Origin of the sequence: Novosphingobium sp. BL-52-GroH (assembly GCF_044813085.1) — a bacterium.
Classification (GTDB): Bacteria; Pseudomonadota; Alphaproteobacteria; order Sphingomonadales; family Sphingomonadaceae; genus Novosphingobium.
The window spans coordinates 1711059-1730685 of the sequence record NZ_CP171152.1; the positions used below are offsets into that span (position 1 = coordinate 1711059).

21 protein-coding genes and 1 pseudogene are annotated in these 19627 nt (G+C 67.1%); 7 read left to right on the forward strand and 15 right to left on the reverse strand.

The window, feature by feature from the left end; genetic code table 11:
• Nucleotides 1–24 precede the first annotated feature (24 nt).
• Together ACFFDA_RS20800 and ACFFDA_RS20805 are read right to left on the reverse strand one after the other, a co-directional pair.
• A complete protein-coding gene (locus tag ACFFDA_RS20800) occupies nt 25–261 on the reverse strand; it encodes a hypothetical protein (RefSeq protein ID WP_404482688.1) in 237 nt (78 codons plus the stop codon).
• On the reverse strand, nt 258–491 hold the full coding sequence (locus ACFFDA_RS20805) for a hypothetical protein (protein ID WP_404482910.1): 234 nt from the start codon (nt 489–491) through the stop codon (nt 258–260). The genes ACFFDA_RS20800 and ACFFDA_RS20805 overlap by 4 nt, the downstream gene beginning before the upstream one ends.
• Before the next feature lie 36 nt (nt 492–527).
• On the opposite strand from ACFFDA_RS20805, the pseudogene ACFFDA_RS20810 reads away from it, so the two are divergent.
• The 6 genes and pseudogenes from ACFFDA_RS20810 to ACFFDA_RS20835 form a co-directional block, all read left to right on the forward strand.
• Nucleotides 528–1703 (forward strand): annotated as a pseudogene (locus tag ACFFDA_RS20810) (DUF2460 domain-containing protein); the annotation flags it as partial.
• A complete protein-coding gene (locus ACFFDA_RS20815) occupies nt 1700–2524 on the forward strand; it encodes a DUF2163 domain-containing protein (protein WP_404482689.1) in 825 nt (274 codons plus the stop codon). The pseudogene ACFFDA_RS20810 and the gene ACFFDA_RS20815, both read left to right, overlap by 4 nt.
• Nucleotides 2521–2958: a hypothetical protein gene (locus tag ACFFDA_RS20820; RefSeq protein WP_404482690.1), complete on the forward strand. Its 438-nt coding sequence runs from the start codon at nt 2521–2523 to the stop codon at nt 2956–2958. Before ACFFDA_RS20815 ends, ACFFDA_RS20820 begins: the two co-directional genes overlap by 4 nt.
• Before the next feature lies 1 nt (nt 2959).
• Nucleotides 2960–5155, forward strand: coding sequence for a phage tail protein (locus ACFFDA_RS20825; RefSeq protein ID WP_404482691.1), 2196 nt, complete (start codon nt 2960–2962; stop codon nt 5153–5155).
• Between the two features lie 18 nt (nt 5156–5173).
• Complete coding sequence (locus ACFFDA_RS20830) at nt 5174–5632, forward strand: DUF2793 domain-containing protein (RefSeq protein ID WP_404482692.1); 459 nt, start codon at nt 5174–5176, stop codon at nt 5630–5632.
• A 188-nt stretch (nt 5633–5820) separates the two neighbouring features.
• The gene (locus ACFFDA_RS20835; RefSeq protein ID WP_404482693.1) at nt 5821–6840 is read left to right on the forward strand and encodes an OmpA family protein; all 1020 of its coding nucleotides are present in this window, start codon (nt 5821–5823) and stop codon (nt 6838–6840) included.
• 261 nt (nt 6841–7101) lie between these two features.
• Here ACFFDA_RS20835 and queC read toward each other — a convergent pair whose 3' ends face one another.
• The 6 genes from queC to ACFFDA_RS20865 all read right to left on the reverse strand — a co-directional run bounded on the left by queC (nt 7102) and on the right by ACFFDA_RS20865 (nt 12259).
• Entirely contained in the window at nt 7102–7809 is a 708-nt protein-coding gene (gene queC / locus ACFFDA_RS20840; RefSeq protein WP_404482694.1) for a 7-cyano-7-deazaguanine synthase QueC, read from the reverse strand.
• A 39-nt stretch (nt 7810–7848) separates the two neighbouring features.
• Nucleotides 7849–8256: a hypothetical protein gene (locus tag ACFFDA_RS20845; RefSeq protein WP_404482695.1), complete on the reverse strand. Its 408-nt coding sequence runs from the start codon at nt 8254–8256 to the stop codon at nt 7849–7851.
• Nucleotides 8257–8335: 79 nt separating this feature from the next.
• A complete protein-coding gene (locus tag ACFFDA_RS20850) occupies nt 8336–9244 on the reverse strand; it encodes an Hsp33 family molecular chaperone HslO (RefSeq protein WP_404482696.1) in 909 nt (302 codons plus the stop codon).
• A complete protein-coding gene (argF, locus tag ACFFDA_RS20855) occupies nt 9241–10167 on the reverse strand; it encodes an ornithine carbamoyltransferase (RefSeq protein ID WP_404482697.1) in 927 nt (308 codons plus the stop codon). Before argF ends, ACFFDA_RS20850 begins: the two co-directional genes overlap by 4 nt.
• Nucleotides 10167–11357, reverse strand: a complete 1191-nt coding sequence (locus tag ACFFDA_RS20860) for an aspartate aminotransferase family protein (RefSeq protein ID WP_404482698.1) — start codon at nt 11355–11357, stop codon at nt 10167–10169. The genes argF and ACFFDA_RS20860 overlap by 1 nt, the downstream gene beginning before the upstream one ends.
• 134 nt (nt 11358–11491) lie before the next feature.
• Nucleotides 11492–12259 carry a cold-shock protein gene (locus ACFFDA_RS20865; RefSeq protein ID WP_404482699.1) on the reverse strand — a complete coding sequence of 256 codons (768 nt, stop codon included), beginning with the start codon at nt 12257–12259 and terminating at the stop codon, nt 11492–11494.
• A 295-nt stretch (nt 12260–12554) separates the two neighbouring features.
• On the opposite strand from ACFFDA_RS20865, the gene ACFFDA_RS20870 reads away from it, so the two are divergent.
• Nucleotides 12555–12980 carry a TIGR01244 family sulfur transferase gene (locus tag ACFFDA_RS20870; protein WP_404482700.1) on the forward strand — a complete coding sequence of 142 codons (426 nt, stop codon included), beginning with the start codon at nt 12555–12557 and terminating at the stop codon, nt 12978–12980.
• A 36-nt stretch (nt 12981–13016) separates the two neighbouring features.
• Here ACFFDA_RS20870 and ACFFDA_RS20875 read toward each other — a convergent pair whose 3' ends face one another.
• The 7 genes from ACFFDA_RS20875 to ACFFDA_RS20905 form a co-directional block, all read right to left on the reverse strand.
• Nucleotides 13017–13355 carry a P-II family nitrogen regulator gene (locus tag ACFFDA_RS20875; protein WP_404482701.1) on the reverse strand — a complete coding sequence of 113 codons (339 nt, stop codon included), beginning with the start codon at nt 13353–13355 and terminating at the stop codon, nt 13017–13019.
• 233 nt (nt 13356–13588) lie between these two features.
• On the reverse strand, nt 13589–15022 hold the full coding sequence (locus tag ACFFDA_RS20880; RefSeq protein WP_404482815.1) for an ammonium transporter: 1434 nt from the start codon (nt 15020–15022) through the stop codon (nt 13589–13591).
• Between the two features lie 14 nt (nt 15023–15036).
• Nucleotides 15037–15375, reverse strand: a complete 339-nt coding sequence (locus ACFFDA_RS20885; RefSeq protein WP_007687500.1) for a P-II family nitrogen regulator — start codon at nt 15373–15375, stop codon at nt 15037–15039.
• A gap of 162 nt (nt 15376–15537) precedes the next feature.
• Complete coding sequence (locus ACFFDA_RS20890) at nt 15538–16242, reverse strand: endonuclease/exonuclease/phosphatase family protein (protein ID WP_404482702.1); 705 nt, start codon at nt 16240–16242, stop codon at nt 15538–15540.
• A gap of 103 nt (nt 16243–16345) precedes the next feature.
• The gene (locus tag ACFFDA_RS20895) at nt 16346–17884 is read right to left on the reverse strand and encodes a peptide chain release factor 3 (protein ID WP_404482703.1); all 1539 of its coding nucleotides are present in this window, start codon (nt 17882–17884) and stop codon (nt 16346–16348) included.
• An 87-nt stretch (nt 17885–17971) separates the two neighbouring features.
• Nucleotides 17972–18721: an SDR family NAD(P)-dependent oxidoreductase gene (locus ACFFDA_RS20900; RefSeq protein WP_404482704.1), complete on the reverse strand. Its 750-nt coding sequence runs from the start codon at nt 18719–18721 to the stop codon at nt 17972–17974.
• 11 nt (nt 18722–18732) lie between these two features.
• The gene (locus ACFFDA_RS20905) at nt 18733–19623 is read right to left on the reverse strand and encodes an aldose 1-epimerase family protein (RefSeq protein WP_404482705.1); all 891 of its coding nucleotides are present in this window, start codon (nt 19621–19623) and stop codon (nt 18733–18735) included.
• Nucleotides 19624–19627 lie beyond the last annotated feature (4 nt).

Sequence of the window (19627 nt, forward strand, 5' to 3'; positions counted from 1 at the left end):
CCGGCTTGTCGCGCGCCTCCCAGCTCAGCCGCAGGTGGAACCGGCCGGGCGCCGGCTCCGCCCCGAGAACGAGCAGGACGGCGTCCTCGCTGCCCAGCGTCGGGCGGTGGTGCGCAGCGTCGCGGCGAACTCCAGCTCGTCGCCCACGCGCAGATCCGGCGCGTGCAGCACCGCGGTGAGGATGCCGTCGAGCCGCGCCGCCTCGAGCTGGTCCTCGCGGCGCAAGATTTCGAACGAGGCCTTCTCCCACACGTCGATCACGGCGCCGTCGCGATCTTGATGGCGTGGACGACAGGCGGCCCGGAGGCGGGGTTCCAAGCCAGCGACAAGTTGCCGATCTCCAGCGCGTTGGGATGGAGGATCTTGATGCGATAGGCAGGCTGCCCCTTGTCGTCGAGGTGGACCTCGCTGTCCTGCTGGCGAACGAACACCGCCCCTGCCGCATCGTCCGGCACCGGCAGAGGCTCGGAGGGAACCACCCACTTCGGCACCGGCCCCGCCCGACCTGCCCATCATCTGCACGGGCAGCCCCGCCGGCCATCCCCGACATGCGCGCGTCGCTGGACGCGGCGTAGACCGCCCTTCTCGACCAGGCCGGCGCCCTGCTCGCGCAATCGACAGCCGGCCTCGTCTCCGCCGCGCGCGCGGCCGTCGCACCCGCGCCGCTCGAAGCCCTGGCCCTCGTGTTCACGCCCACCCTGCTCGCGCCCGACATGCCCGAGCTGAAGCGCGCCAACCTCCCCCTCGGCTGGGCGGCGCCGGCATTCGACCGGCTGCAGGTGGAGGACTACGACTGGCTCACCGCAGGCGCCGATGCGCTGCGCCGACCGGCCCACGCCGAAGTCGACGCACGGCTCGGCTACCCGCCCGGGGAACAGGACTACCTCGCCGGCTTCGTCCTGTCCGCGGAACAGAGCGACCAATGGCGTCGCATCGACGCCGGGATCGACGAGGCATTAGACCGGGCCCCGCACGAGATCGTCGTCTGGGCGCTGCCCCAGGTCGCACGCGACGGATACGTACGGCTGCCACCCCCATCCCATGCAGGAGCCGACCCCATGCAGGCCTTCGACGACGTGCCCTATCCCCTCGCGCTCGGCCGCGACGCGACAGTGGTGCCCGAATTCTCGACCAGCGTTTCGGTCACCGCTTCGGGCTTCGAGCGGCGCAACAGCCTGTGGTCCAACGCACGCCTGCGCTTCGACGTCGGCCCCGGGGTGCGGTCCGAGGCGGAACTGGGTGAACTCATCGCCTTCTACCGCGCCCGGCGGGGCCCCGCACGCGGCTTCCGGCTGCGCGACCCCAGCGACTTCAGCTCCAGCGGCATGGTCGGCACGCCCGGCCCATTCGACCAGCAACTCGGCTTCGGCGATGGCCTGCAGGCGGCCTTCCCGCTGGTGAAGCGCTACGGCGGCGAGAGCGACACCGGGGATGCCGTACAATTGCGGCGGATCACCCGTCCCGCCATCTCGACGCTCCTCGTCTCGGTGGACGGCGTGGAGCAGACCGGGAACTGGACACTGGGCGATGGCGGCGTCGTGATCTTCGACGAAGCGCCGGCCGCCGGCACCGCAGTGCGCGCCGGCTTCCTCTTCGACGTGCCCGTGCGTTTCGCCGAGGACCGCCTCGAGGTCTCGGGCGCCGCCTTCGCCGCGGGGGAAGCCCCCAGTGTGCCGGTCGTCGAGATCCGGGAGGCGTCATGAGCAGGATGTGGTTCGCGCACGATCTCGAAACGGTCGCGACGTTCTGGCGCATCCTGCGGCGCGACGGGGTGACGCTCGGCTTCACCACCCACGACCGCGACCTGTGGCTCGACGGCGTACTCCACCGCGCCTCGCCCGGCATGGTGCCCAGTTCCATCCGCAAGTCCGCCGACTTCGAGCCCGACAGCGCCGAAGTGCGCGGTTCGATCACCCACGAGGCGATCGCCAGCGACGACCTCGCCTCCGGCCGCTTCGACGGCGCACAAGTGCGCATCGGTCTCGTCGATTGGGAAAGCGGCGAGCGCGAGGTGCTCTATGCCGGCACCGTCGGCACCGTCACCGAGGAGGATGGGGCCTTTTCCGCCGAACTCGTGTCGCGCAAGGCGGAGCTGTGGCGCGATCCGATCCCCCGCACCAGTCCCGCGTGCCGTGCGGCCTTCTGCGGACCGGGCTGCAATCTCAACCCGCAGGCGTTCACCCGCCAGGTCCATCTGGCGAGCGCCGATCCACTGGCGAATGCCGTGACCTTCGCAGGCGTTCCCGAGGCGGCCTTGCATGCCGGCGGCACCGTGCGCTGGCTCGACGGCCCCCAGGCCGGCGTCGTCATGGGCGTGATGGGACCGGACGCGGCCGGCGGACTGGTTCTGGACGTGCCGATCGACGAGGCGATCCCGGCCGGCACGCCGGCCCTGCTGCGCGAGGGCTGCGACCGGACGCTCGGCACATGCGCGACGCGGTTCGGCAACGCCGTGAACTTCCGCGGCGAGCCCTATCTTCCCGGCAACGACATGCTCACCCGCTACCCGGGGCCGAATCCGTGACCGGGGCGGCGATGACCGGCGACGGCCTGGCGCAAGCGGCGCTGGCGCTGGTCGGCACCCGGTTTCGACTGCACGGCCGCGATCCGCTTTCGGGGCTCGATTGCATCGGCGTGCTGGCGGCGGCCCTCGCAGCGCTGGGGCAGCGAGCGCGGCTGCCCAACGGCTATGCGCTGCGGACTCTTGGCCTGCCGGACCTCTCCGGCATCGCGGCGGGACTGGGCATGGAGACCGCAGGCGGGCCAATCGCTTCCGGCGACGTGCTGATGCTGCGCCCTTCTCCCTGCCAGCTCCACCTGGCCATCGTCGCCTCCCCGCGTTCCGTTGTCCACGCCCATGCCGGGCTGCGCAAGGTCGTGCTCGGGCCGCTCCCGGCGCACTGGCCCGTCGCGGCACACTGGCGCCTGCAACCCCACCCCGTCTCGACAAGGATCTGACATGGCGACGCTCGTATTCAGCAGTCTGGGCACGATGCTGGGTGGCCCGATCGGCGGGGCGATCGGCTCGCTGGCGGGCCGGCAGCTCGACGCGGCGCTATTCGGCTCGTCGGCAACACAAGGCCCCCGCCTAGAGGAACTGGCGGTAACCGCTTCCAGCTACGGCCGGGTCCTGCCGCGCCACTTCGGTCGCATGCGTGTGGCCGGGTCGATCATCTGGGCCACCGATCTCGTGGAACACAGCGAGATGCAGGGCGGCGGCAAGGGTGCACCCTCGCTCGCCACCTACAGCTACACGGCGAACTTCGCCGTCGCACTGGCGAGCCGACCGATTCTGGACATCGGCCGCATCTGGGCCGACGGCAAGCTGCTGCGCGGTGCTGCAGGGGACCTCAAGGTGGCGGGAACGCTGCGCATCCACACCGGCGCCGGCGACCAGCAGCCGGACCCGCTGATCGCGGCCGCGGAAGGCGAGGACAACTGCCCCGCCCATCGTGGGCTCGCCTACGTCGTTTTCGAGGACCTCGACCTCTCGGAATTCTACAGCCGCATCCCCTCTCTCACCTTCGAGGTGATCGCCGACGAGAGCTTCGGTCTCCAGGCGGTGATCGGCGAAGTCGTCGAAGTCATCGACGCCACCGTCCCGCTGGACGGCGTCGCCGGCTACACCAGCGAAGGACCGCCTGCCTCCGACCTCCAGGTGTGGCACCAGGTCATGCCGCTCGAGGTCGACGCCCAGGGCGAGGGCCTCGTCATCGCGCGCGAACGGCGGCAGGAGGCCGCGCTCGCCTTGGCCGAGCCTGCCATCGCCGCCGGCGACGACGACTTCGGCGTGGTCTCGGGCTTTACGCGGCACCGCGCCGCCCCGGCCGACCAGCCCCCCGCCGTGCTACGCTATTACGACCTCGATCGCGACTACCAGGCGAGTGTCCAACGCCGCACCGGCCGGGCGCCCTCCGGCGAGCCCGGTACGATCGACCTGCCCGCCGCACTCGATGCGGCCTCGGCCCGCACCCTGATCGAGCGCACCGCCCGGCGTATCGACTGGAGCCGCGATCGCATATCCTGGCGGACCAGCGAACTCGATCCTCGCGTCGCACCCGGCGCGCTGGTGACGCTTCCGGGCATCGCCGGCCGCTGGCGGGTACGAGAATGGGAGTGGCGCGAAAGCGGCGTCGAACTGGCACTCGAACGCGCTCTGCCCGCCGGCGCGGACACGAGCCCGGCGCTGGCGTCGGCGCCGGGACGCAGCAACCCGCCGCTCGACGTCCCGCCGGGCGAGACGCGCCTCGTCGCCTTCGAACTGCCCTTCGACGCCTCGACCACACTGCCTGACAGGGCCCGCACCTTCGCCGCCGTCTCCAGCACGAGCGCCGACTGGAACGGCGCCGCCCTTTACGCCGACCGCGGCGACGGGCAGCTTGTGCCGCTGGGCCCGAGCGGCCGGACGCGCGCGGTGATCGGCACCGCACTGTCGGTGCTCCCTGCCGCCAGCCCGCTGCTCTTCGACCGCGCATCCAAGCTCGTCGTATCGCTGGTCGACCCGGCGATGCAGCTCACCGCCGCCGATGCGCGCCAGCTTGCCGATGGCGCCAACCTGGCGCTGGTGGGTGAGGAGATCGTCCAGTTCCTCGACGCCACCCCGCTCGGCGGCGGCAGCTGGCGCCTCGACGGACTGCTGCGCGGACGCGGCGGCACCGATGCCGCCATCGGTGCGCACCTTGCCGGAGAGGCCTTCGTGCTCCTCGACGCAGGCCTCGTTGCCATTGATGCCGCCGTGCTGGGCGCGGCGCCGGGACGGCAGGTGGTCGCGCTGGGCCGCGGCGATCTGCAGCCCGTCGCCGCCAAGGTCCTGCTCGACGGAATTACCTTGCGGCCACCTTCGCCGGTCCATCCGCGCAAGTCCGTGTCGAGTGACGGCGGGTGGACCCTGTCATGGACGCGCCGCGCACGCGGCGGCTGGTCCTGGCACGACGGGGTGGACATGCCGCTGGTCGAACAATCCGAAAGCTATCTGGTCACGCTCGGCCCGCTCGATACGCCGTTCGCGACATGGACCACCACCGCTCCGAACCTCACGATCGAGGCATCGGTGCTCGCCCGCCTGGCGATGATCGGGCCTGGCGCCCCGCTGCAAGTCCGTCAGCAAGGTACGTACGCCGTTTCGCTTCCGCTGATCCTTTGCACCCTTCCCTGATCCCTACAGGAGTTCCCCATGCCCGATCCGCTGGCCTTCGCGAATGCCACCACGCGCTTTGCCCTTCCGCTGCTCCATGCAGCGCAGGCGCAGAAGGAAACTTTCGTGAACGAGGCTTTCAACCTTGCCGACGCGCTGCTCCACTGCGCGATCGAGGGTGAGACATCGTTGCCTCAGGAAAATTCCGCAGATGGCCAAGTGTGGCTCGTCGGCACCGGCGCATCCGGCGCATGGCAGGGACATGACGGCGAAATCGCAGCGCGACGGGGTAGTGCCTGGGCCTTCGTCGAGCCCCGCGACGGCATGCGCGTATTCGACGTTTCCGCGGGTCGCGAAATGCTGTTTTTTGGTTCCTGGAGAAAAGCTTCGCTTCCAGTGGAACCAGTTGGAGGATCGAGTGTTGATGGGGAGGCTCGGGCTGCGATCAATGATCTGGTCTCGGCTCTTCAAGCCTTGGGTATCCTCCCATCGGCATAACGGGTGCAAAAACAGGGGTTCTTCGGGGTGGCAGAGATTTCGAACATCGAGGTCGCAAGCGGCACCCAAGCTCCCGAAAACGCGACATTATTGCAACAGTCAGGCTTAATGTGCGCTTGCACACGCATTGCCGAGGGGCTAGACACTCTCGCACTCGGTGGCTCCAAATCTCTTAGTAGGGGAAACGTATGAGGAAACTCGTCCTTGGTCTGGCGCTGGCTTCGACAGCTATCGCCACGCCCGCGCTTGCGCGCGACAATTCATGGTATCTGCAACTCGACTTCGGCGGCATGATCGTCGAAGACGCTGACGTCAAAGTGAACGGCGTTAGCGACGCCGACACGATCGACTTCAAGAAGGGCTTCGACGGCGGCGCCGTTCTCGGCTACGACTTCGGTCCCTTCCGTCTGGAAACCGAAGCCAGCTACCGCCAGGCAGCGATCAAGAACACCGGTGGCGCTGATGCCAGCAACCTGTCGTTCATGGTCAACGGCCTGCTCGACTTCGGTCCCGACGACGGCCTCCAGGGCTTCGTCGGCGGTGGTGCCGGTGTGGCTCGCGTCCACGCCGATCTCATCGACGATTCGGACAGCGGCTTCGCCTGGCAGGCGATCGCGGGTATCCGTGCTCCGCTCAGCTCGCACTGGGATGTGGGCCTGAAGTACCGCTTCATGAACGTCGACAACGTCGACCTCGTGGGCCCGGCAGGCGATTCCATCAGCACCCGCTGGCGTTCGCACTCGCTGCTCGGCACCCTGGCGTACAACTTCGGCGAACCGGCAGCTCCGCCGCCGCCCCCGCCGCCGCCGCCGCCTCCCCCGCCGCCCCCGCCTCCGCCGCCCCCGCCGCCGGTGGTGTGCAACAAGGGTCCGTACATCGTGTTCTTCGACTGGGATAAGTCGGACATCACGCCGGAAGCCTCCACCATTCTCGACAGCGCCGTCAGTGCCTATGGCAACTGCGACAGCGTTCCGATCATGCTGGCCGGCTACACCGACCGTTCGGGCACGCCCAAGTACAACCAGGGTCTGTCGGAGCGTCGTAACTCGTCGGTCCGTTCGTACCTGACCAGCCACGGTATCCCCGACGCCTCGATCTCGAGCCAGGCGTTCGGTGAAGCCAACCCGCGCGTTCCCACCGCCGACGGTGTGCGCGAGCTGCAGAACCGCCGCGTCGAGATCACTTACGGTCCGGGTTCGGGCATGTAAGCGAACCGGCAACGGTCAAGATTGGGGGGTCGGAGCAATCCGGCCCCCTTTTCTTTTGTGCTCGCCTTCCAGACCGGCTTGAACGCGCCGCACGGGCACATGAAAAATCCCGCGGCACCATCGGCACCGCGGGACGACAATTCCCGGCCTGAAGCGGTTTGCGATCCGACTGCATCGGATCAACCGCTCCAGCTTTGCCTTAACGAATTTTCCGAGACATCAGGTGGTTACATCTGATGGAAATCGCTCCGACTAACGGGGTCAGGTCGCGTAGGGAGTCGGATCGAACAGGCCGGCATCGGCGAAGCCAGCCTTGCGCAGGCGGCAACTGTCGCACAATCCGCACGCGTTCCCGCCCGGCTGCGGATCATAGCACGACCAGCTCATTCCCGGGTCGAGGCCCAGCCGATCGGCTTCGCGTGCTATGTCCGCCTTGCCCATGAACTGCAGTGGCGCATGAATACGCAGTGCCCGCCCTTCGGCCCCGGCCTTGGTCGCAAGGGCGGCGATATTCTCGAAAGCGGAAATGAACTCCGGCCGGCAGTCCGGATAGCCCGAATAGTCGAGTGCGTTGACGCCGATGAAGATGTCGTTGGCCCCGATCGCTTCCGCCCAGGCCAGCGTGAGCGACAGGAATACGAGGTTGCGTGCCGGCACATACGTGACCGGGATATCCGCCCCCACGCCTTCCTTCGGCACCTCGATATCGTCGGTCAGCGCCGAACCTCCGAACCGTCGCAAGTCGAGCGGCAGGACCACGTGACGGCTTGCGCCGATGAACCTGGCGATCTCCGCTGCCGCGTCGAGTTCCCGCCGGTGGCGCTGGTTGTAATCGATGGTGAGCGCGTTGACCGCGAAACCCCGTTCGCGCGCGATTCCGGCCGAAACCATGGAATCGAGCCCACCTGAAAGCAGCACGACGGCCTGCCTGGGCGTTTGGACGGGTTGGGGAGATGAGATTTCCTGCATGACGCCGTCGCTAACCGCACCGCGCGGCGACGGCAACGCTCAACTGCGGCATTCGCCCGTCCTGCGCCCTTCCGCGGCGTAGGAGAACGGCAGGCCGTTGACGATGCCCTGGGTGTCGATTTGGATCAGCCGGTTGGTTTCGCGCCGGATCTGGGTACGGCCATAGCCCTGCCCACGGCAGGTATATTGGACGGTCACCTGCGTCGCGGTGTCCTCGACGACGACACTGCTGCACGGCAGTCCGGGATGGCGCAGCTGAATGAGCCGCCGGGCGCTGTCGAGGCAGATGCTGCGGACCGTGGCGTCACCGCCCCGCTCGCGCAGTTCCCATCCGCCACGTTCGACCTCGTCCAGCATGGCGAGCGCCGGCCTCTGGCCGTGGGCCGGAAATGCCACGGTCGCCAAGGCAGTCAACGTCAGCGCCGAAAGAGCGGCTTTCAATGTCATTCCCTAGGTCTCGCACCCTTGCCTGCCATCTAGTATCGGTAGGAACATGTACGAATTCAACCCGCAGGCACGCGCCGGTCTAGGCCGGGATGCGTAGTATCTTGGAGCAGAAGGCGCAGTCGACCGGGATCGTCCCGTCCTCGTCGCGCATCTCCGCCCTCTGGTCCTCGGGAAAGCTCGAGAGAATCGCCCGGTAATGCTCGACGCTGCAGCGGCAGCCCCGTTCCAGCAGGGCGAGCCGTTCCACGCGGACTTCCTCTTCCTCGTGGAACAAGCGCCATAGCAGTTCCTCGAGATTGAGCACCGGGTCGACAAGCTCGGCGGCCTGAACGCTCGCGGAGAGTATCGCGACGTGCTCCCAGTCCGGGTGGTCTTCCTTCGCATGGAGGCGTTCCTTGCCCTCCTCGCCGTCGGGAAGGTGTTGCACCAACAGTCCCGCCGCCGTGCAGCGCGGGCCGTTGGAGCGCACCGCGATGCGGATGAGCGTGGGCACTTGCTCTGACTGCGCGAAATAGCTCTCGCAGGCATGGGCTAGCGAGGCCCCTTCCAGCGGCACGACGCCCTGGTAGCGTTCGTTGCTCACCGCAAGGTCGAACGTGATCGCCAGGTAGCCGGTCCCGAAGATCGTCTCGAGAGAGCAGTCGTCTTCCAGCGCGCCGACTTTGTCGGGATCGTGCCGCAAGTACCCGCGGATCTCGCCGCCGCGATAGTCGCAGACCAGCAGGTCCACGGCTCCGCCCTCCGACTGCGCCTGGAAGGTGAGCTGTGCCCCCTCGTCCTTGAGCAGCGACCCCATCAGCGCCGTCAGCACCAGCGCCTCGGCCAGCACATGCTTGACCACCTTGGGATAGTCATGCGCCGAAAGCACCGTCTCCAGCACCGGACCGAGCCGCACCACGCGGCCACGCGCATGGCGCGCGGGTACGGTGAAGGCCAGGACGCGATCGAAGCCGGTGTCCTCGCGGTCCAGGAGATCGTCCTCGTTCATAGCTTGCCAAGCGCCCACAGAAGCACGGACTTCTGCGCATGAATGCGGTTTTCCGCCTCGTCCCAGACCGCGGACTGGGCGCCGTCCATCACCTCGTCGGTCACTTCCTCGCCGCGGTGTGCCGGCAGGCAATGGAGGAATACCGCGCCCGGATCGGCCACCGCCATAAGCGCCGCGTCGACCTGGTAAGGCTGCATCGCCGCGATGTGGACGTCTCCGCCCGCTTGCCCCATCGAGACCCAGGTATCGGTCACCACCACCTGCGCACCGGCGGTTGCGGCCTGCGGGTCCTGCGTGAGGATCACTTCGCCGCCCGCTGCGCGTGCGCGTTCGATAAAGCCAGCGTCGGCCTCGTAGCCCGCCGGCCCGCCGAGACGGATGGTGAACTTCATCAGGCCCGCCGCCTCGATCAGCGAATTGGCGACATTGTTGCCGTCCCCCAGCCAGGCCACCTGCAGCCCGGGCAGCGCAAAGCCGCGCTCCACGACCGTGAGCAGGTCGGCGACGATCTGGCACGGATGGGACAGATCGGTCAGGCCGTTGATGACGGGGACGTCGGCATAGTGGGCCAATTCCTCGATCTTGGCGTGATCGTCGGTACGGATCATGATCGCGTCGACCATGCGACTGAGCACACGCGCCGTATCCGCAATCGATTCGCCGCGCCCGATCTGGGTGCTGCCCGCCTCCAGGATCAGCGCAGAGCCGCCAAGCTGGCGCATCGCCATGTCGAACGATACCCGGGTGCGGGTCGAGTTCTTCTCGAAGATCATGGCGAGCACGTGCCCGGCCAGCGGCGCGTCGGCATCGACCCGCCCCTTGGGCCAGGCCTTGCGGGCCGCCTTGCGGTCGAGCGCGTCGTTTATCATGGCGGCGACCACGTCGCCACCGGCGTCCGACAGGCTCAGGAAGTCCTTCGCCATCAGGCGACCTCCTCCGGCTGGTAGCTTGCCGCCGCCGCCGACAGCTTGTCCATGAATTCCTCGATGTGGCTGTCGTCGATCACCAGCGGCGGCAGGACGCGCACGACGTTGTCGCCCGCCGACACGGTCAGCAACTGGTGGTTGTCACGCATGTGGGCGACGAACGGGCGCGGCTCCACCTTCATCTTGAGGCCGATGAACAGGCCACGGCCGCGCACCAGTTCGAACAGGTCGGGATAGTTGCCGATGAACTGTTCGAGCCGGGCCCGCAGCCGCTCGCCCTTGGCGCGCACGTCGGCAAGGAAGCCTTCCTCCGAAATCACGTCGAGCACGGCACCGATCGCGGCCATCGCGAACGGGTTTCCGCCGTAGGTCGAGCCATGCGTGCCCGCGACCATGCCGCGGGCCGCCTTTTCGGTGGCGAGGCACGCACCGACCGGGAAGCCGCCGCCGATGCCCTTGGCGGTCGCCATGATATCCGGCTCGATGCCGTACTGCTCGTAGGCGTAGAAAGTACCCGAACGACCAACGCCGCTCTGCACCTCGTCCAGCACCAGCATCAGGTCATGCTCGTCGCAGAGCGCGCGCAGGCCCTGGAGGAACTCGTCGGTGGCGATGCGGATGCCGCCCTCGCCCTGGATCGGCTCGACCAGGAAGCCGGCCGTATTCGGCCCGATCGCGGCCTTCGCGGCCTCGAGATCGTTGAACTCCAGATACTTGAAGCCGGGTAGCAGGGGCAGGAAACCCTTGTGCATCTTCTCCTGGCTGGAGGCGCTGATCGTCGCCATCGTGCGGCCGTGGAAGGCGTTGTTGAACGTGATGAGTTCGAACTTTTGGTCGTTGCCGGCGGACTGGTGGTAGGCGCGCGCCGTCTTGATCGCGCACTCCACGGCTTCCGCGCCCGAATTGGTGAAGAACACCGTGTCCGCGAAGGTCAGGTCGACCAGCCGCCGGGCGACGGCTTCGCCCTGGGGGCTGCCATAGAGGTTGGAGACGTGCATCAGCGTCTCGGCCTGCTTCTGGATCGCGCCGATCAGGCCCGGATGCGAATGGCCGAGCGCGTTGACGGCGATGCCGCTGGCGAAATCGAGGAAACGGCGACCGTCGTCACTGATCAGATGGCAGTGCTCACCGCGAACGGGGCGAACGCCGCACCGGGGGTAGACGGGCATCAGGGGCGTAATCGACATGTCGGTTATCCTCGAAACAAATTCAGCATGTGAAGATCGCAAACGACAAATGGCGGCCCTACCGGACCGCCATTTGCGCGCATTTAGACGTTTGCAGTCCTCCGGTCAAACCGCCGGAGGTCGTGCTGGCAGGATCAGGCCTGGAGCGCCGTCAGGTTGACCGCCGAGTACTTGCCTCGTCGATCGACCTCGATGTCGAACTCCACGCGATCGCCTTCGTTCAGGCCGGAAAGGCCCGAGCGTTCCACCGCACTGATGTGCACGAAGGCATCCGGCTGGCCGTCATCACGCGTGATGAAACCGAAGCCCTTCATGGAATTGAAGAACTTGACCGTGCCGGTCGCCTTTTCGCCCGTCAGCTGACGCTGCGGGGCCGCCGGCTCGCGCTTGGCAACGGGGATCACGTCGCCAACGACCGACAGGTCGGTGGCCGAGACCTTGCCGCCACGATCGACGAGCTGGAATTCCAGCTGCTGGCCTTCGGCGAGGCCTTCCAGGCCCGCACGCTCGACGGAACTGATGTGCACGAACACATCGTCACCGCCCTCATCGCGCTGGATGAAGCCGAACCCCTTCGCTGCGTTGAAGAATTTCACGACGCCGCGACCCTGGCCGACGACCTGGGCAGGCATGCCGCCGCCGCCACCGCGAGGGCCGCCGAAGCCGCCACCACCGCCGCCGCCGCGGAAACCACCGCCGCCGCCGCCGCTGAAGCCGCCGCCGCCACCACCGAAGCCGCCACCGCCGCCGCCGCCGAAGCGGTCACCGCCGCCACCGCCGCTGAAGCGATCACCGCCGCCGCCGAAACGATCCTGTCCGGCAAAGAACGGGTCGAACTCGTCCTCTCCAAACCGATCCCGCTTGTCGCGTCCCCTTCCGCGACGACCTCTGTCAAAACCCATGTCTACGAACGTACCTTCGCTGCGCCCCAATAAGCATTCGCCCGGACGCGTGGACGTAGCACGCCGGACGTCAGGCGGAGCACCCGGGCAAGACCCAGCGCTCCCCTGCGATCATGCCTCTTACACGACTCCAGGATCAATAGCGAACGGAAATACGCGCTCCTTTCGGACCGTTCCGGCGAAACATTCGATTTTTTAGGGCGAATTGGCTTGCCTGTTCGACCTCGAACGTCTTGATGGCCGCCATGACGGCATCCCGACCGTCGGCCAGGAATCGATTTTCGGAGTGCCAACCATGTTCCGCCAGATCACCGACACCGTCTTCGCCAGCCCGCAGATCGGCGTCGAGGACGTCGCCGAGGCCAAGGCCCTCGGCATCGTGCGGATCATCAACAATCGCCCTGAAGGCGAAAGCGACGACCAGACGCCCGGCGACGAGATCGCCGCCGCCGCCCGCGAGGCCGGCATCGACTATGTCGCGATTCCCGTGACGCATTCGGGCTTCAGCCAGACGCAGGTCGACGCGATGGAGCAAGCACTCGCGGTCGAAGGGCCGGTGCTGGCCTATTGCCGCTCGGGTACGCGATCGACGCTGCTGTGGGCGCTCGCCCGGGCCAAGGCTGGCGACAGCCCTTCGGTCATCGCCTCGAAGGCGGCCGGCGCCGGCTACGACGTGACGCCGATCCGCCAGTTGATCGAGATGCTTTCCGCACGCGGCTGAGCGCCCGGCACACCGCGCGGGAACGACGATCCCGCGTCAGAGGGCGTCGTCGCCCTGCTCGCCGGTGCGGATACGCAGGGCCTGGGCGAGTTCGAAGACGAAGATCTTGCCGTCGCCGATCTCGTCGTTGTTGGCGTGGCCACGGATGATCTCGACGACCCTGGCCGCGAGCGAATCGGGTACGGCCACTTCCAGCCGGATCTTGGGCAGCATGCTCGTGGTATATTCGGCACCGCGGTAGATTTCGGTCTGCCCCTTCTGCCGGCCGTAGCCGCTCACTTCCGACACCGTCAGGCCAGACACCCCGGCAGCGCTCAGCGCCTCCTTCACTTCGGTGAACTTGAACGGCTTGATGATGGCTGTGACGTATTTCATGCGTCCCCCGTTTTGGCTGGCGCTTCTATCGGGAACTGGCCCAGCCCCCGCAGCTTCCCACAGCGATCCGCGCGCGACAAGACTTTCACGCACCCTGGTGGATCGCGCACAAAAAAGGGGCCGGAGCGGCTGGCTCCGGCCCTTTCAAGTTTGTGTTCGCAGGAGGAACACCGGGAGGCGGCAACGGGTGGGAGAAGAGGAGGAAGTACCCGCCGCCGCCAAACTTTGAAAACTTACATGTTGTAGGCGCGCTCACCGTGGCTGGTGATGTCGAGGCCCTGGTTCTCGTCCTCGACGCTCGGACGCAGACCGATGGTCTTGTCGATGATGAAGTAGATCACCGCCGAGAGGACACCGGAGAAGACCAGCGTGAAGAGCACGGCCTTGATCTGCGTGACGACCTGCGTCCCGATCGAGTAGCTCGATGCATCGAATGCAGCGGGGAACACGGTGTAGTCGAACACACCCTGGCCACCCAGCGCCGGCGAAGCGACGATGCCGGTGCCGATCGCGCCGACGATGCCGCCGATGCAGTGCACGCCGAACACGTCGAGGCTGTCGTCGTAGCCGAGCGCGGTCTTCACCTTGGCGACGAAGAGGTAGCAGATCGGCGAGACGACGAAGCCGAGCACGATCGAGGTCATCGGCGCGCCCAGGCCAGCGGCCGGGGTGATCGCGACGAGGCCGGCGACGGCACCCGTGACGGCACCCAGCATCGAGGCCTTGCCGTGGTGGAGACGCTCGACCAGCGACCAGGAAACCGCGGCGGCGCAAGTGGCGAGCATGGTGTTGATGAAGGCGACAGCGGTCACGCCGTTGGCTTCAAGGTTGGAGCCGGCGTTGAAGCCGAACCAGCCCACCCACAGCAGCGAAGCGCCGATCATGGTCATGACGAGCGAGTGCGGGGGCATCGGCTCCTTGGGGTAGCCGGTGCGCTTGCCGATGATGAGGCAGCCCACGAGGCCCGCGATACCCGCGTTGATGTGAACGACGGTGCCGCCGGCGAAGTCGAGCGCGCCCCAGCCCCAGAGCAGGCCGGCATCGGTCGGTGCGTCGGGCAGGAAGTCCGGGCCCGCCCAGTACCACACCATGTGCGCCATCGGGTAGTAGACCACGATCGACCAGATCACGACGAAGACCATCAGCGCCGAGAACTTCACGCGCTCGGCGAAGGCACCGACGATGAGCGCCGGGGTAATCATCGCGAAGGTCATCTGGAAGACGACGAAGGAGAGTTCGGGCAGGTAGACGTTGTTGCTGAACGTCGCGCCGACGGTGGTGCCGTCCACGCCCTTCAGGAACGCCTTGGAAAGGCCGCCGAAGATCGCCGGGAAGGGCGAGCCACCCGAGGTGAAGGCCATCGAATAGCCAAGGCAGGCCCACAGGAGGCCGGCCACGGCGACGATCATGAACACCTGCATGCAGACGCTCAGCATGTTCTTCGAGCGCACCAGGCCGCCGTAGAACAGGGCGAGGCCCGGGATCGACATCAGCAGGACAAGCGCGGAGCACACGAGCATCCAGCTGGTGTCGCCCTTGTTGATCATCGTGGCAGCGGTGGCGGCGTCCGGAGCCTTGATCGGCCCCGCCGCCTGGGCCCAGGCGGCAGTGGACACGGCGAGCGAGGCGATTGCCGCCCCGACGCCGGAAACAAGCTTGCGGTTCATCATGGAAATCCCCCTCAGAGCGCGGTGTCGCCGGCTTCGCCGGTGCGGATGCGCACGGCCGAAGCCAGGTCGAGGACGAAGATCTTGCCGTCGCCGATGGCTTCGGTGCTGGCGACCTGCTGGATCGTCTCGACGATCTTCGGCGCCAGATCGTCCGGCGCGGCGACCTCGATCTTCACCTTCGGCAGCATGTTGGTCGAATATTCGGCCCCGCGGTAGATTTCCGTCTGGCCCTTCTGACGGCCGAAGCCCTTTACCTCGGACACGGTCATGCCGGCGACACCGATTGCCCCCAGCGCCTCCCGCACTTCGTCGAGCTTGAAGGGCTTGATGATGGCTATGATGAACTTCATGCCTATCCCCTGTTAGCCACCGGCCCCAGCGCCGGCTGCCCATAAGCAAAGCAAGGGATGTGCCAATTTACCAATTGGCAAGATTCGGTGGCGATTCAGGGGAGCATTGAACCGATGAACGCAGGAAACGCACGTAGCGTCGCCCGATTCGTGTGCAGTTGCCTAAATTTTAGGCAAGATCAGCGATGCGATCACCGGTAAATGGTCCGAACCAATCGCCGATAACGGGCTGTGGTGCACGTTGGTTCCCAGCACTTCCCACCCGGCGGATACGATGATCCGGTCGAGTGTCGCCATCGGCCGGCGCGAGGGGAAACTCCGGCCCGGCGAGAGGACCTGCCAACCATCGTCGAACTCGCGCAGGCACCCGCCGCGCTGCGCCCATTCGTTTAGATCGCCCATCATCACGGTGGGGACGCGCTCGGCGCAATCGGCACAATGCGCCAGGACGCTGCGCACCTGGTGCCGGCGGCGCAGGCCTGAAAGGTCGAGATGCATGCCGATCACGCGCAACCGCCGCCCGCCGATGACGAGGTCGGCGCGGATCGCCCCGCGCGGCTCGAGCACCGGCAGCGGCACCGGCGCCGCCTCGATGATCTGCGTCCCCTTGCGCACGAGGATCGCGTTGCCGTGCCAGCCGAGGCTGTCGGGCTTCATCGAGAGCGGCACCGGCACGTAGTCGGTGCCGGACTGGATCGTGTCGAGCGGCAGCACCGCCATGCGGCGACCGTAGCGGCGGTCGACCTCCTGCAGAGCGACGACGTCGGCATCGATCTCCCGCAGTACGGTCAGGATGCGCTCGGGATCGCGGCGCCGGTCGAGACCGACGGCCTTGTGGATGTTGTAGCTGGCGAACTTGATCTGCAACGGCACGGGTCCGGTCAAAGGGATGGCGGTGCAATCCGCCACGGCAGGGTCGGGTTCCCCTCCTATCCGTTCAGGTGCGTTTTGGGAGCCCTCCAGGCCGCCTTCAGCGCTCCTTGGTGGCGCTGAAGGCGAGATCCGGGTTGCGTTCCTGCTGATAGTTCACGTCCCACGAGGAGCGGGCCATGAACACCGGGTCGCCGTCGCGGTCCTTGGCGAGGTTCATCTTGTTGATCTCGGCGAAGTCGCGCAGCGCCTTGTCGTCGCCCTTGAGCCAGCGCGCGGTATCGAAAGGCGAGGCTTCTAGAACGGCCTCGACCTTGTATTCGGCCTCGAGGCGCGAGATCAGCACGTCGAGCTGCAACTGGCCGACGACGCCGACGATCCATTGCGAACCCAGCTCGGGGTAGAACACCTGGATCACGCCCTCTTCGGAAAGGTCGTCGAGCGCCTTCCTGAGCTGCTTGGTCTTGGTCGGGTCCTTGAGCTGGACGCGGCGCAGGATTTCCGGCGCGAAGTTGGGAAGCCCCGTGAAGCGCACGTCGTTGCGCTCCGACAGGGTGTCGCCCACGCGCAAGGTGCCGTGGTTGGGAATGCCGATGATGTCGCCGGGCTCGGCGCTGTCGGCGATCTCGCGGTCCTGTGCGAAGAACAGGATCGGCGAGTGCACCGCGATCGGCTTGCCCAGCCCCGAGGGCGTCAGCTTCATGCCGCGTTTGAAAGTCCCCGAAACGAGCCGCATGAAGGCGATGCGGTCGCGGTGCATCGGGTCCATGTTGGCCTGGACCTTGAAGATGAAGCCGGTGACTTCCTTGAAGTCGGGCTCGATCGTACCCTGCTCGGACGGCTGCGGGCGCGGCGGCGGGGCGAGGTTTGAGATCGCATCGATCAGTTCGGCGATGCCGAAGTTCTTGAGCGCCGAGCCGAAATACACCGGCGTCAGGTCACCGCCACGATAGGCCTCGAGATCGAACTCGGGATAGCCGGCCATTGCCAGCTCCAGCTCCTCGGCCACGTCCTTCGGCAGCGCGGCGCCCTCGTCCACCTGACCCAGGAACTCCTTGCTCGGACCCTGGGGACGGCTGATGCGGCCCGAGGCGATGTCGAGGATGCCCTCGAACACGCCACCCATGCCAACCGGCCAGGACATCGGGCATACGTCGAGCGCGAGCATGTCGGCCACTTCGTCGAGCAGGTCGAAGCAGGCGCGTCCTTCGCGGTCGACTTTGTTGATGAACGTAATGATCGGCACCGAGCGCAGGCGGCAGACCTCGAAGAGCTTGCGCGTCTGCGGTTCGATGCCCTTCGCCGCGTCGATCACCATGATTGCCGAATCGACTGCGGTGAGCGTGCGGTAGGTGTCCTCCGAGAAGTCCTCGTGACCCGGCGTGTCGAGCAGGTTGAAGGTCACGGTGTTGCCGGCCGCATCGGTCCGCTCGAACGTCATGACCGAACTGGTCACGGAGATGCCGCGCTGCTGTTCGATCTTCATCCAGTCCGAGCGCGCACGCCGCGCCGCCCCGCGCGCCTTGACTTGCCCTGCAAGGTGGATCGCGCCGCCCTGCAGAAGCAATTTCTCGGTCAGCGTGGTCTTGCCGGCGTCGGGGTGGGAGATGATCGCGAAAGTGCGGCGGGAGTTCGTCATCCGGCGCCTTTAGTTGCGCAGAGCATTCCTAGCAACAAGGGAAGAAGGCAAGGGAAGCCCCAGGGGAAGGGGCCCCGGTCTTTCCCCTTACCCTTCCCGCGCCACCTGGAACCCCGCGAACGACTGGTTCACCGGCATCAGTTCCAGCGTGTTGATGTTCACATGCGCCGGCAGCGAGGCGATCCACAGCACGGTTTCGGCGATGTCGCCGCCGGTCAGCGGGTTGACGCCTGCATAGAGGTTGTCCGAGGCCGCCTGGTCGCCGCCGTTGCGTACGACGGTGAACTCGGTCTCGACCATGCCCGGCTCGATCGAGGTGACGCGCACGCCGGTGCCCGACAGGTCCGAGCGCAGGCCCAGCGCGAACTGGCGCACGAAGGCCTTGGTGCCGCCATAGACGTTGCCGCCGGTATAGGGATAACTCGCCGCCACCGAGGAGAGCATCACGATCGCGCCCTTGCGTTCGATCAGGCCCGGCAGCAGCTTGTGGGTGAGCGAGGCGAGCGCGACGACGTTGGTGTCGATCATCGTCTTCCAGTCGGCGAGATCGGCCTGCTGGGCCGGAGCCGCGCCCAACGCGAGGCCGGCGTTGTTGACCAGGCAGTCGATCTTCGCGAACGCGTCGGGCAGCGTTTCCAGCGCGGCGTCACGGGCAGCTTCGTCGCGCACGTCGTAGGCGCAAGGATGGAAGCGGTCCTCGCCCAGTTCGTCGACCAGCGCCTGCAACCGCTCGGCGCGGCGGCCGGTGCCGACCACTCTCCAGCCGGCGCCGACGAAGGCACGGGCGCAAGCTTCGCCGATTCCGGAAGTGGCGCCGGTGACGAGTGCGGTCTTCATGGGATACTCCTTCAGTCGGCCGAGAGGACGGCCACGTCCATGCGGAAGCTGCGCGCTTCGCCGGGCTTCAGGGTGACGACGCCGGGCTTGGCGCGGAAATCGCCGGTGAAGCCGAGCGGATCGGCGATGCCCTGCCAGGGCTCGATGCACAAGTAGGCGGCGCCGGGCTTCTGCCAGATGCCCAGCATCGGCGTATCGGGGAAGGCAATGGCAAGCTGCGTGGCCCCGGGCGCGCCGAACGTCAGCGCACGGCTGGCGAGGCGATCCCAGATCAGCGCGTCGGCTTCGAACTGGGCGGCGTCGGGGTGCAGGAGATGGCCTTCGACCGGAGTGGCGACGGGTTCGGGCAGGACGAGGCCGGTTTCGGGCTCGATCCGGCGGATGGGCTGCGGTTCGGGCTGTTCGAAGGCAATCATGTGGTCGGACTTGGCGGCGCCGCCGGGCAGCGGCCAGGCGAAGGCGGGGTGGTAGCCGAAGCTGAAGGGCAGCGGTTCCTCGCCCGGGTTGGCGATGCGCGCCTCCATGTGGAGACCGGTGGCATCGATGCGGAACGCCATGTCGAGCACGAAGGCGAAGGGGTAGGCCTCGCGCGTCCGGGCGCTGTCGGCGAGGCGGAAGAGGACGTGGTCGGCGCCCGCCTCGACCACCGCGAACGTCGAGCGGCGGGCGAAGCCGTGCTTGGGCAGCGCGTATTCGCGGCCGTCGAGGCGATAGCGGTCATCGTGGAGGGCGCCGACGATCGGGAACAGCAGCGGCGCGTGCCCGGTCCAGAACGCCGGGTCGGCGTCGGTCATGTACTCGCGGCCCTGGCGGTCGGTGAGCGACCACAGTTCGGCACCGAGCGGGTTGATCCGGGCGGTGAGGTCGCCGGACGAGATGGTTGTGAAAGCCACGTCGGTCACTCGT

Coding starts and splice junctions, on each gene's coding strand:
- ACFFDA_RS20880 (WP_404482815.1), bottom strand. CDS start 15,022: ATGAACCGCAAGCTTGTTTCCGGCGTCGGGGCGGCAATCGCCTCGCTC.
- ACFFDA_RS20865 (WP_404482699.1), bottom strand. CDS start 12,259: ATGGGTTTTGACAGAGGTCGTCGCGGAAGGGGACGCGACAAGCGGGAT.
- argF (WP_404482697.1), bottom strand. CDS start 10,167: ATGGCGAAGGACTTCCTGAGCCTGTCGGACGCCGGTGGCGACGTGGTC.
- ACFFDA_RS20895 (WP_404482703.1), bottom strand. CDS start 17,884: ATGACGAACTCCCGCCGCACTTTCGCGATCATCTCCCACCCCGACGCC.
- ACFFDA_RS20860 (WP_404482698.1), bottom strand. CDS start 11,357: ATGTCGATTACGCCCCTGATGCCCGTCTACCCCCGGTGCGGCGTTCGC.
- ACFFDA_RS20830 (WP_404482692.1), top strand. CDS start 5,174: ATGCCCGATCCGCTGGCCTTCGCGAATGCCACCACGCGCTTTGCCCTT.
- ACFFDA_RS20835 (WP_404482693.1), top strand. CDS start 5,821: ATGAGGAAACTCGTCCTTGGTCTGGCGCTGGCTTCGACAGCTATCGCC.
- ACFFDA_RS20875 (WP_404482701.1), bottom strand. CDS start 13,355: ATGAAATACGTCACAGCCATCATCAAGCCGTTCAAGTTCACCGAAGTG.
- ACFFDA_RS20815 (WP_404482689.1), top strand. CDS start 1,700: ATGAGCAGGATGTGGTTCGCGCACGATCTCGAAACGGTCGCGACGTTC.
- ACFFDA_RS20885 (WP_007687500.1), bottom strand. CDS start 15,375: ATGAAGTTCATCATAGCCATCATCAAGCCCTTCAAGCTCGACGAAGTG.
- ACFFDA_RS20850 (WP_404482696.1), bottom strand. CDS start 9,244: ATGAACGAGGACGATCTCCTGGACCGCGAGGACACCGGCTTCGATCGC.
- ACFFDA_RS20825 (WP_404482691.1), top strand. CDS start 2,960: ATGGCGACGCTCGTATTCAGCAGTCTGGGCACGATGCTGGGTGGCCCG.
- ACFFDA_RS20845 (WP_404482695.1), bottom strand. CDS start 8,256: ATGACATTGAAAGCCGCTCTTTCGGCGCTGACGTTGACTGCCTTGGCG.
- ACFFDA_RS20870 (WP_404482700.1), top strand. CDS start 12,555: ATGTTCCGCCAGATCACCGACACCGTCTTCGCCAGCCCGCAGATCGGC.
- queC (WP_404482694.1), bottom strand. CDS start 7,809: ATGCAGGAAATCTCATCTCCCCAACCCGTCCAAACGCCCAGGCAGGCC.
- ACFFDA_RS20900 (WP_404482704.1), bottom strand. CDS start 18,721: ATGAAGACCGCACTCGTCACCGGCGCCACTTCCGGAATCGGCGAAGCT.